The sequence below is a fragment of the Clostridium bowmanii genome (genome assembly GCF_018861315.1).
GTDB classification, from domain to species: domain Bacteria; phylum Bacillota; class Clostridia; order Clostridiales; family Clostridiaceae; genus Clostridium_AD; species Clostridium_AD bowmanii.
Genome location: NZ_JAHLDL010000016.1, coordinates 89,031 through 100,445, shown reverse-complemented (window position 1 = coordinate 100,445; position 11,415 = coordinate 89,031). Strand labels below are relative to the sequence as shown.

Here is an 11,415-nt window from a genome sequence, read left to right as displayed (position 1 = left end):
CCCCTAACCGTCCCCCATGCAACACCCCTAAATCCTCGCTTTCTGTCTTACCGGTGCCCTAGTATAACCCGATAACTCATCGGTTATGTTGTAAGCGTCCCCCCTGATAATCCCGTTAAACCCTCGCTTAGTTTCTAAGCGTCCCCCTGATAACCCCGTTAACTCATCGCTTAGTTTCTAAGCGTCCCTCTGCCCCCAGCTCTGCCCCCAGCTCTGCCCCCAGCTCTGCCCCCACCCACCCCATTAATTCAAATAAAAAAAACCCCATAACTTCAAGATAAAATCCATCTTAAGTAATAAGGTCTTAATTTAATTTCTATTTGGTGCCAATATTTCTATTTTGAAGTCAAATACCCTTCAGCCTTTAAAAGTTCCGCAGTAAGCACTGCACCGCCGGCTGCTCCACGTAGAGTATTATGAGATAAGCCAACAAATTTATAGTCAAACAGTGTATCTTCACGTAGTCTTCCTATGGTTATGCCCATGCCTTTTTCGATATTTCTATCTAATCTAGTTTGAGGTCTATCATTTTCCTCAAAGTAGGTTATAAACTGTTCAGGGGCATTTGGGAGTTTTAATAGTTGAGGTTTTCCTTTGAAATTTGCCCAATGCTCTAATATAGCTTCTTTAGATGGTTTATCTTCAAAGGAAACAAATATTGCAGCTAAGTGACCATCTGACACTGGCACACGAATACATTGAGTTGAAATTATAGGACCTGTAGCATTAACTATGCTATCATTCTCTATATGTCCCCAAATTTTAAGTGGTTCTTGCTCACTCTTTTCTTCTTCACCACCTATATATGGTATAACATTATCAATAATTTCTGGCCAATCTGAAAATATTTTTCCGGAGCCAGATATAGCTTGATAGGTGCAAACTAATATTTTTGTAGGTTTATATTCCATAAGTGCACTTATAGCAGGAACATAACTTTGAATTGAACAATTTGGTTTAGCAACAATAAAGCCTTTTTTAGTGCCTAAACGCTTACGCTGTACTGGGATCAAATCAAAATGGTCAGCATTTATTTCTGGAATAACCATTGGAACATCAGCCGTATGTCGATGTGCAGAGTTGTTTGAAATTACTGGAGTCTCGGCTCTTGCATATTTTTCTTCAATTTCTCTAATTTCATTTGCAGGCATATTAACTGCGCAGAATACAAAATCAACTTGACTGCTTATTAAATCTACTTCATCTATATTTTTAATCACAATGTTTTTAACACTCTCTGGCATTGGCACATCCAATTTCCATCTATTATTTACTGCCTCAAAATAAGTTTTACCCACTGAGTTCGCGCTAGCAGCAATAACGGCTATTTCGAAATAAGGGTGATTTGCTAGTAGTGTAACAAGACGTTGACCAACAAATCCAGTTCCACCTAATAATCCAACTTTTAATTTTTTATCCATTGATTGATACCTCCAATTTTAATGATATATACTTGTGGCAAAATGTAAATGCTATATTTATATATATTCATATCTAAGTTATAAAGTTAATAGTGCTAATAATAAATATAAAATCATATGTATGTAATTTACTATTATTAACGATTATAATGTTAAAAAGGATATACTTCAAGTAAATAATTATATACAATGATTATGTATAGTAAATTAGGTCTTGACAATGAAGCTATAAGTTATATAATTTTTCTAGAAGAGTCTAAGAGAAATGGGGAATAAAGTTGCCTAAAAATGATAAAAATAAAATAAAACTATATGGATTTAACAATTTAACAAAATCATTAAGTTTTAATATTTATGATATTTGTTACACTAAAACGGAAGAAGATCGCAAGAAATATATAGAATATATTGACGAACAATATAATGCTGAGAGATTAACGAAAATTCTAAATGATGTTACAGAAATAATAGGAGCTAGTGTGCTAAATATTGCGAAACAGGACTATGATCCTCAAGGAGCAAGTGTAACTTTACTTATTTCAGAGGAAGAAATACCTATATATTTGGTTGATCCTTCCTGTAATAGAGGGGTTCTGACACCCCTTCGTGAGAATATTGTGGGACATCTAGATAAAAGCCATGTAACAGTCCATACTTATCCTGAGAGTCATCCGCAAAATGATATTAGCACCTTTAGAGTAGATATAGATGTAGCTACATGTGGGACAATCTCCCCATTAAAAGCTCTAAATTATTTGATAAGTAGCTTTGATTCGGATATTATAACTATTGACTATAGGGTTCGCGGCTTTACTAGAGATATGGATGGTAAAAAACATTTTATAGATCATGAAATTAATTCTATACAAAATTATATTGTTAGAGAAACTAAAGATAGATATAACTTAATTGACATGAATATATATCAATCTAATATATTTCATACAAAAATGATATTAAACGATTTTGAGTTAGATGATTATTTATTCGAGATTAAGCAAGAAGATTTAAATGAAGATGAGAAAAATGAAATTGTACAAAAATTGAAAAAAGAAATGACAGAAATATTTTATGGTATGGATATTTCTAATGGGTGATTTCTTTAAACTTTAGTAATGGCCTATTAAAAGTTTATTAAGGCTTCAGAGGGAGATTAGTATTCCATCTGAAGTCTTCTTTATGTTTGGTTGAAACAATATTTTAATACAAATTTCGTCAATAAAATCTTCTTGACTACATTATATGCAGTAATTCTCCAAAAACTTCAACAATATAGTAGTAACAATGATATAATGTATGGAAAACCATAATGATAAAAACATACAATACAGGGGGTATACATGCGTTGGTTAGAAATTACTAGAAGTAATTCGTTAACAGGTAGTATTACTATACCAGGATCAAAAAATAGTTCGCTTCCACTATTAGCTGCTTGTTGTTTATGTGATGAAGAGGTTACATTAAAAAATATACCTAATATTTCTGATGTTAGCTTAGTTTGCGATATTGCTAAGGATATCGGAATGAAGATAGTAATTAATAATGATAAGTTAATACTAGACCCATCCAATATTCATAGTTCACTTATAGATCATAATAAATCGGCTCACTTTAGAGCATCTTATTATTTTGCAGGAGCATTGCTTGGAAAATTTAAAAGGGTTTCTATAGGATATCCAGGTGGGGATGATTTTGGGTCAAGACCTATCGATCAACACATTAAAGGACTAGAAGCATTAGGAGCAAAATTCAATTTTTATAATGATTATTATGTAGTTGAAGCAGAGAAACTTATTGGAGCTGACATATATTTAGATGTAATTTCAAGTGGTGCTACCATAAATATAATGCTTGCAGCTGTGCTTGCCGAAGGCAAAACAATATTACGAAATGTAGCTAGGGACCCGGAAGTTGTTGATGTGGCTATGTTTTTGAATGAAATGGGAGCCTGCGTTAAAGGTGCGGGAACAGACCTAATTATTATTGAAGGCGTAAAAACACTAGGCGGAGGTACTCACTGCGCTATTCCAGATAGATTAATTGCAGGGTCCTATCTAATGGCAGCAGCTATAACCGGTGGTAATATTAAAGTTCAGGGTATTATACCTGAGCATTTGATATCCTGCACAGCGAAGCTTAAAGAAGCAGGGGTTTGTATAGAAGAGGGAAATGATTTTATAAGAGCATATACTGATGACAAAATTCAGGGTATAAATGTTAAGGCTACTATGTATCCAGGATTCGCAACGGATTTACAACAGCCCCTAACATCCATGATGCTAGTTGCCAGCAGTCACAGTGTCATTACTGATACGGTTTATCCAGGAAGATTTAATAATTGCCATGAGCTAAATCGCATGGGAGCCGATATTATTATTAAAGAAGGAAGCGTAACAATCCCAGGTAACCGCTCCTTAAAAGGAGCATGGGTCAATGCTTCAGATGTAAGGGCTGGAATATCTCTTATTTTAGCTGGACTAATTGCGGAGGGGACAACCTATATTACTGGGGTGGAACATATCGAACGTGGATACGTGGATATTGTGAAAGATTTTGTATCATTGGGTGCAAATATAAAATTAGTTGAAAAAATCGAAGAAGAAGAACAAGAAGATGATGAGGAAGCTAGTTTAAGTGTTTGTTAAACACAGCTTCAGAAAATTTAATAAAGCTACTTAATTAAGGACTTCAGAAGGAGATTGACACTCCAACTGAAGTTTTTTTCTGTTGGGATACCACTACATCATGAAACTCGCCAGTGCATTATGTATGGATAAAAATATAAGTAAAAAATTGTTTGTATCGGAAGGAATAAAAACACCAAAGTGGATATTAGTAAAAGATGAAAATAAAATAGATTATAGTATAATAGAAAATATAGGATACCCACTAATTGTAAAACCTAATAGTGGAGGCTCAAGTATCGGAACTATCTTGGCACATTCAAAAGATGAGCTTAAAGAAGGAGTGAAAGAAGCTTTAAAATATGATCATGAAATTATAATTGAAGAATATATAAAAGGTGAGGAAATAACCTGCTGCATATTAAATGGGGAAATACTTCCCGTAATATCTATACATCCTACAACATGAAACTATTTATATTCAGGTTTACAAGTATATGAAGGAAATGATCCAAGATGGTATGCTTCCTTTTGGGAGTAAGCTACCGTCATGGAGATGACACAATAAGATTAGGTTTTTCTAGAGTGTCTATGGAAGATATAGAAAAAGGCATAAGGATAATTGGAGAAGAAGCGGAAAAAGTAACTTAAGTTACCTCTGGGGGTGTAACCAAAACAAACCAAAACAGACTATTTTGTACAAAATATGCCACTGGATTTTGAAATATTAGTAGTAAAATTGGGTTTAATTTAAAACATTACAAAAATATGAGAATTTTTATTTTTGATATGTTTTTCCTGCGTTTCTATGGTATACTTTTAACAAAATTATTAAAAATATTCTTATAAATGATATTGTGAAAAAATTGTTTATCATTTTTTCAAATCTTCAATATATAACACAATTATTGTGAACTACTGCATATCTATTCATATTTAAAAAACAGTCGATATGTTAATCTTTTTTACAAACGTATTTCATTAGTGTAGATTTAAAAAGGAGGAAACTAGCATGTTAAAAAAAGAAATGATAGCTATGATATTAGCAGGGGGTCAAGGTTCAAGGCTAAAACAGTTAACGAAAATGATAGCAAAGCCAGCAGTTCCCTTTGGAGGAAAGTATAGGATTATAGATTTTTCTTTAAGTAATTGTTCCAATTCTAATATTGACACAGTAGGGGTTCTTACTCAATACCAACCTTTGGCTTTAAATTCTCATATTGGGATAGGCGCACCATGGGATTTAGACAGAAGAAATGGCGGGGTAACCATGCTTGCACCTTATCAAAGTGAAGATGGGGGTAATTGGTACAATGGTACTGCGGATGCTATATTTCAAAATACAAATTACATTGATAGCTATGATCCAGAATATGTGCTTATTTTATCAGGAGACCATATTTATAAAATGGACTATTCTAAAATGCTAGATTATCACAAAGAAAAAGGTGCAGATGTTACTATTGCAGTACTCGAAGTATCACTTGAGGAAGCTAGTAGATTTGGAATGATGAACACTAGGAAAGATAATACTATCTATGAATTTGATGAAAAACCAGTAAAGCCAAAAAGTAACTTAGCTTCTATGGGTGTTTATATTTTTAATTGGGCAGTTCTTAAGCAACTTTTAAAAGAGGACAACCTTGATAAAAATTCTGATAACGATTTCGGAAAAAATATAATACCAAAAATGATTAAAAAAGAGCAGAAACTTTATGCCTATCCCTTCAAAGGATATTGGAGAGATGTTGGTACTATTGAAAGTTTTTGGGAAGCTAATATGGATTTACTATCTGAAGATAATGATTTAAATATACATGATAATGAGTGGAGAATATATACAGTTAATGCAATGCTACCACCACAATATATAGGGCCCGACGCAAATATTAATAATGCAATGTTAAATGAAGGTTGTACTGTTTTTGGAGAAGTAAACAACTGTGTTTTATTCCAAGGAGTACATATAGGGAAAAATTCAAAAATAACCAACTCGGTTATTCTACCTAATACAAAAATAGGAAATAATGTTGTGATAGATAAAGCTATTATAGGCAGCAATGTTACCATAAGACGTAATTCGAACATCGGAAATGGAGACAATATCGTTGTTATAGAAGGCGGAAAAGACATTAAAGTTGATTCGAAGATAACAGCTAACTTATAAAATTAGGGGGTGATAGTATGCTTAAAAATTATATTGGAATATTAATGTTAAATGAGAATGAAGATAATATTAAAAGTCTTACAAAATCAAGGCCTATAGCATCTATACCTATAGGTGGAAGATATAGAATTATAGATTTTGTGCTATCAAATATGATTAATTCGGGCATTCATAATGTAGGGATATTTGCTAATACAAAAACTAGGTCTCTCGTGGATCATTTAGGCTCAGGGAAATCTTGGGATTTGGACAGAAAGTTAAATGGATTATTTTTATTTAATTTTAGTTCAGATAGATCACAATTAGGAGATATAGATGCAATAAGAGATAATATTGAATATATTTATAGGACTAAGCAAGAATATGTAATAATATCTTCTTCCTATATGTTATGTAACATGGATTACAATGAGGCTGCTAAGTATCACGAAGAATCAGGTAGTGATATAACCCTATTATACAAAAAAACGAATAATGCTAAAAAGCATTTTGTAAACTGTAATACCTTATATATCAATGAAGAAAATAAAGTTTTGAGTATAGGAAAAAATATAGGAGAAGAGGATAAACTAAATATATGTATGGAAATGTTTATAATGAAAAAAAGTACCCTGATAACTATTATAAACGAGAGTGTTCAGACTGGTTATCATAATTCATTAAAAGCCGCTATTTACAATCGTGTTGCCAAGCTTGATGTAAATGCATATGAGTTTAAAGGATACCTTCAATGTGTAAATTCTATAAAAAATTATTATAAAACTAGTATGGATATGCTAAATGGAAAAGTAACCAAAGAATTATTTTTTAATAATGGGTTAATATATACAAAGAGTAAAGATGGAGCACCAACGAAATACTTTGATGGATCAAAAGTTAATAATGCACTGATATCCAATGGATGTATTTTAAAAGGTAGTATTGAAAATAGTATAATTTCAAGAAGTGTTACTGTACATGCTGGTGCAGAAGTTAAAAATTGTATAATATTCGAGAATTGTGAGATTAAAGAGGGATGCATGCTAACCAATGTTATAATTGATAAAAATACTATTATACATGAGAATACAGTATTAAAAGGGGATGAAGAATTCCCAGTTGTTATAGAGAAAAAATCTCGACTAGAATAATTTTAAAATCAGAGGAGGTTTAGTATGAAAATATTATTTGTGGCTTCTGAAGCATACCCTTTTATAAAAACGGGAGGACTTGGGGACGTAGCATATGCACTACCTAAGGCACTAAGAAAGATGGGCATTGATGCAAGAGTAATTATACCTAAATACAGTGGAATTCCATTGTCTTTTAGAAATTGTATGGAAACTGTAGCGAGTTTCACTGTTCCAGTTGGCTGGAGAAGTCAATATTGCGGTTTGCAACATTTAACTTATGATGAGATACCCTATTATTTTATAGATAATGAATATTATTTTGAAAGACCTGAAATATACGGATGCTATGATGATGGAGAGAGATATTCTTATTTTTCAAAAGCAATATTAGAATCCATAAAATATATGGGAGATTTTGTACCGGATATAATTCATTGCAATGATTGGCATTGTGGAATTGTGCCAGCGCTACTTAAAGATAACTATAAAGATGATGAAATGTATAGTAAAATAAAAAGTGTATTTACTATTCATAATTTGAAATATCAAGGAGTATTCCCAAAAGAAATACTTGGAGAGTTATTAAATTTAAATTATGGGTATAATAGTGATGATGCGCTGAAATTTTATGATGCTGTATCCTTTATGAAGGGTGGAATTGTTTTCGCAGATGCAGTAACCACTGTAAGTGAAACTTATGCAAAAGAAATACAGACCCCATTTTACGGGGAAGGCTTAGATGGCTTATTACGTTCACAATCTGATAAACTATACGGAATAGTAAATGGTATAGATTATGAGCTCTACGATCCTAAAGTGGATAAAAAAATACTTTATAATTACGATTATGAAACTAGAAAACAAAAGACGAAAAATAAATTAAAGCTTCAATGTGAACTATGTTTTACTGTAAATGAAGATATACCAATGATAGGCATTGTAACTAGACTAGTAAAACAAAAGGGCTTAGATTTAATAGTTGAAAAACTTCAAGAATTGCTAAGTCTTCCTATACAAATAGTGTTGCTAGGTAATGGTGACGAATATTATGAAGATATATTTAAGTATTATGCATCTATTTACCCAAGTAGGATATCTACAAACATTATTTTTGATGAGGTTCTAGCTCAGAAAATATATGCTGCATCAGATATGTTTTTGATGCCATCCTTATTTGAACCTTGTGGTATTGGTCAGCTTATAGCTTTAAAATATGGAAGTATTCCAATTGTTCGTGAAACTGGAGGATTAAAAGATACTATCACCCCATATAATAAATATACGGGCACTGGAAATGGTTTTTCTTTTACAAATTATAGTAGTGATGACCTATTAGAGGCCATAGATAGAGCTTTAGATCTATACAAAGACAAAGATTCTTGGAACAAATTAGTTAGAAATGCTATGAATTCAAACAATAGTTGGGAAAATTCCGCTGAAAACTATATGGATTTATATAGTAATTTAATAGATTAAGTTTTATTTATAGTAATATATTAAGTTTTTATTTGTAGGAGATTTTAAAATTTCTAGGTGGTGAGTACTGTGGTAATAGATAAAGAGAACTTTAAGAATGATTATATAGAAAAATTACAAAATATGTTTGCAGAAGATGCAGTAGATGCATCTCGGCTGCATCAATATTTTGCTTTAGGAGCATTGATAAAAGATTATTGCTCTAAAGCCTGGATAAAAACTAATAAAGAGTATGGAGAAAATAAAGGAAAACAAGTATATTATTTTTCTATGGAGTTCTTAGTTGGTAGGTTATTAAATAGTAATTTAGTTAATTTAGGTATAAAGGATATTTGTGTGGAAGCATTTGGGGACTTAGGGATTAACTGGATTGAAATAGAGGACATAGAATTAGATGCCGGCCTTGGTAATGGTGGTCTTGGAAGATTGGCAGCTTGTTTCTTGGACTCAATGGCATCCACAGGGATACCTGGTCATGGCTGCGGTATAAGATATAAATATGGATTATTTAAACAGAAGATAGAAAATGGGTATCAAGTAGAAGTTCCTGACAATTGGTTAAAGAATGGTAACGTATGGGAAATAAGAAAAGAAAATAAGGCTGTAGAAGTAAGATTTGCTGGTGACGTTTATTTAAAGGAAGAAAATGGTGAAACGAAAGTTGTCCATGAAAATTATCAATCTGTAAGAGCAGTTCCCTATGATACTCCAATAAAAGGATATAAAAATAATACTGTAAATACCTTAAGGCTTTGGAGTGCAGAAACTATGGAAGAGGATTTTGATTTCTCATCTTTTAGTCAAGGTAATTATGCAAAAGCAGGAGAGGATAAATACTCAGTAGAGGCCATTTCTCAAGTGTTATATCCAGATGATAGCTATGAGAAAGGACGACTACTAAGGCTTAAGCAAGAGTACTTTTTTGTAAGTGCTGGAATGCAAAGTATTATGAAAAGTTACAAAAAGATGGATCTTTCACTGCAAGATTTTCATAAGCACGTAGCAGTGCAGATAAATGATACTCACCCTGCAGTAGCTGTGGCAGAACTTATGAGACTGTTAATGGATGAGGAAGGCTTAAATTGGGATGATGCGTATGCTATAACAACAGCTACAATGGCCTATACTAACCACACAATTATGGCAGAAGCACTAGAAAAATGGCCTGTAGATATGTTTAAAAAATTACTACCACGTATTTATATGATTACAGAAGAAATAAACAGGCGTTTTTGTAACGAAATTTACCATAAATACAACGGTAATTGGAATAAAGTCAATAAAATGTCCATTATTCAAGATGGGTATATAAGGATGGCATATTTGGCAATTGTAGGAAGTCATTCAGTTAATGGAGTAGCAAAATTGCATACAGAATTATTAAAGCATCAAGAGCTTTCAGATTTTTACGAATTCTATCCAGAAAAGTTTAACAATAAAACAAATGGCATAACTCATAGAAGGTGGCTATTAAATTCTAATCCAGAGCTTGCCAATCTTATAACAGAAACTATAGGAGGCAGCTGGATAAAGTCTCCAAATGAGCTCCATAACTTAATGGATTTTGCAGGGGATAAAAATTTTCAAGAGAAGACTCAAGTAATAAAAACAAATCACAAGATAAAATTTTCAAATTATGTAATGTCAAACCTTGGGACCTCAATTGACCCAAATTCTATATTTGATGTTCAGGTAAAGAGAATGCATGCTTATAAAAGACAACTTTTAAATATATTTAATATAATGAATTTATATAACCAACTTAGAGACAATCCTAATCTAGACATAGTGCCGAGAACTTTTATATTTGGCGCAAAAGCTTCTCCAAGTTATTATTTGGCAAAGCAAACTATTAAGCTCATTAATACACTAGCAAGTAGGATAAATAATGATCCTATAGCTAGAGATAAAATAAAGATAGTATTCCTTGAAAATTATGGAGTGTCACTAGCTGAGAAAATCATTCCTTGTGCTGATGTTAGTGAACAAATATCTACTGCTTCTAAAGAAGCTTCTGGTACGGGTAATATGAAATTCATGATGAACGGTGCTATAACAATAGCTACTTTAGATGGAGCCAATGTAGAAATATTTGATGCTGTGGGAAAAGAAAACATTATATTATTTGGGTTAACTTCGCAGCAGGTAATAGAATATTACGAGAATAAAAAGTATAGGGCTTCTGATTTATATGATAGTGATATCAGATTAAATACCATTGTAAATCAACTAGTAAATGGATTTTTACATTCTAATAAAATGGAATTTGTTACTATTCACGACAGCTTGATTCCACACAATGATGAGTTCTTTGTACTTAAAGATTTTGATTCTTATGTAAGGGCTCAAAGTGAAATTGATAGGTTGTTTAGACAAAAGTCTACTTGGCAACAAATGGCCATTGTAAATATTGCTAAGTCCGGTATATTTTCTAGTGATAACACTATAAAGCAATATGCAAAGGAAATTTGGAAGGCACCAGCAGTTAAAATTAAATTATAATTTAATACTTTTAATAAAATAACAAGACAATAAGCTAGCTTACCAATAGGCTGGCTTATTGTCTTGTTATTAATTTTTAAAATATGGGTCGAATTTATAAAAAATATGATAAA

At 32.1% G+C, this 11,415-nt stretch carries 8 protein-coding genes; 7 read left to right on the top strand and 1 reads right to left on the bottom strand.

The window, feature by feature from the left end; translation table 11 throughout:
* Positions 1–335 precede the first annotated feature (335 nt).
* Complete coding sequence (asd, locus tag KPL51_RS12475; RefSeq protein ID WP_216161832.1) at positions 336–1,421, bottom strand: aspartate-semialdehyde dehydrogenase; 1,086 nt, start codon at positions 1,419–1,421, stop codon at positions 336–338.
* Between the two features lie 278 nt (positions 1,422–1,699).
* Between asd and speD the strand changes: the two genes are divergently transcribed.
* From speD to KPL51_RS12440, 7 genes are all read left to right on the top strand, one after another.
* Positions 1,700–2,518 (top strand): adenosylmethionine decarboxylase, encoded by an 819-nt coding sequence (speD, locus tag KPL51_RS12470; protein ID WP_216161829.1) that lies wholly within the window; start codon positions 1,700–1,702, stop codon positions 2,516–2,518.
* A gap of 243 nt (positions 2,519–2,761) precedes the next feature.
* On the top strand, positions 2,762–4,066 hold the full coding sequence (gene murA, locus KPL51_RS12465) for a UDP-N-acetylglucosamine 1-carboxyvinyltransferase (protein ID WP_216161824.1): 1,305 nt from the start codon (positions 2,762–2,764) through the stop codon (positions 4,064–4,066).
* 100 nt (positions 4,067–4,166) lie between these two features.
* Positions 4,167–4,514, top strand: coding sequence for an ATP-grasp domain-containing protein (locus tag KPL51_RS12460; protein ID WP_216161821.1), 348 nt, complete (start codon positions 4,167–4,169; stop codon positions 4,512–4,514).
* Between the two features lie 543 nt (positions 4,515–5,057).
* Positions 5,058–6,212 (top strand): glucose-1-phosphate adenylyltransferase, encoded by a 1,155-nt coding sequence (locus KPL51_RS12455; RefSeq protein WP_216161818.1) that lies wholly within the window; start codon positions 5,058–5,060, stop codon positions 6,210–6,212.
* A gap of 17 nt (positions 6,213–6,229) precedes the next feature.
* Complete coding sequence (gene glgD, locus KPL51_RS12450) at positions 6,230–7,342, top strand: glucose-1-phosphate adenylyltransferase subunit GlgD (protein ID WP_216161815.1); 1,113 nt, start codon at positions 6,230–6,232, stop codon at positions 7,340–7,342.
* Between the two features lie 24 nt (positions 7,343–7,366).
* Positions 7,367–8,800 carry a glycogen synthase GlgA gene (gene glgA, locus KPL51_RS12445; protein ID WP_216161812.1) on the top strand — a complete coding sequence of 478 codons (1,434 nt, stop codon included), beginning with the start codon at positions 7,367–7,369 and terminating at the stop codon, positions 8,798–8,800.
* Between the two features lie 69 nt (positions 8,801–8,869).
* Entirely contained in the window at positions 8,870–11,302 is a 2,433-nt protein-coding gene (locus KPL51_RS12440; RefSeq protein ID WP_216161809.1) for a glycogen/starch/alpha-glucan phosphorylase, read from the top strand.
* Positions 11,303–11,415 lie beyond the last annotated feature (113 nt).

What these genes read in the sequence shown, in the direction of transcription:
- asd (WP_216161832.1), bottom strand. Translation starts at nt 1,421, where the DNA reads ATGGATAAAAAATTAAAAGTTGGATTATTAGGTGGAACTGGATTTGTT.
- murA (WP_216161824.1), top strand. Translation starts at nt 2,762, where the DNA reads ATGCGTTGGTTAGAAATTACTAGAAGTAATTCGTTAACAGGTAGTATT.
- KPL51_RS12460 (WP_216161821.1), top strand. Translation starts at nt 4,167, where the DNA reads ATGAAACTCGCCAGTGCATTATGTATGGATAAAAATATAAGTAAAAAA.
- KPL51_RS12455 (WP_216161818.1), top strand. Translation starts at nt 5,058, where the DNA reads ATGTTAAAAAAAGAAATGATAGCTATGATATTAGCAGGGGGTCAAGGT.
- glgD (WP_216161815.1), top strand. Translation starts at nt 6,230, where the DNA reads ATGCTTAAAAATTATATTGGAATATTAATGTTAAATGAGAATGAAGAT.
- glgA (WP_216161812.1), top strand. Translation starts at nt 7,367, where the DNA reads ATGAAAATATTATTTGTGGCTTCTGAAGCATACCCTTTTATAAAAACG.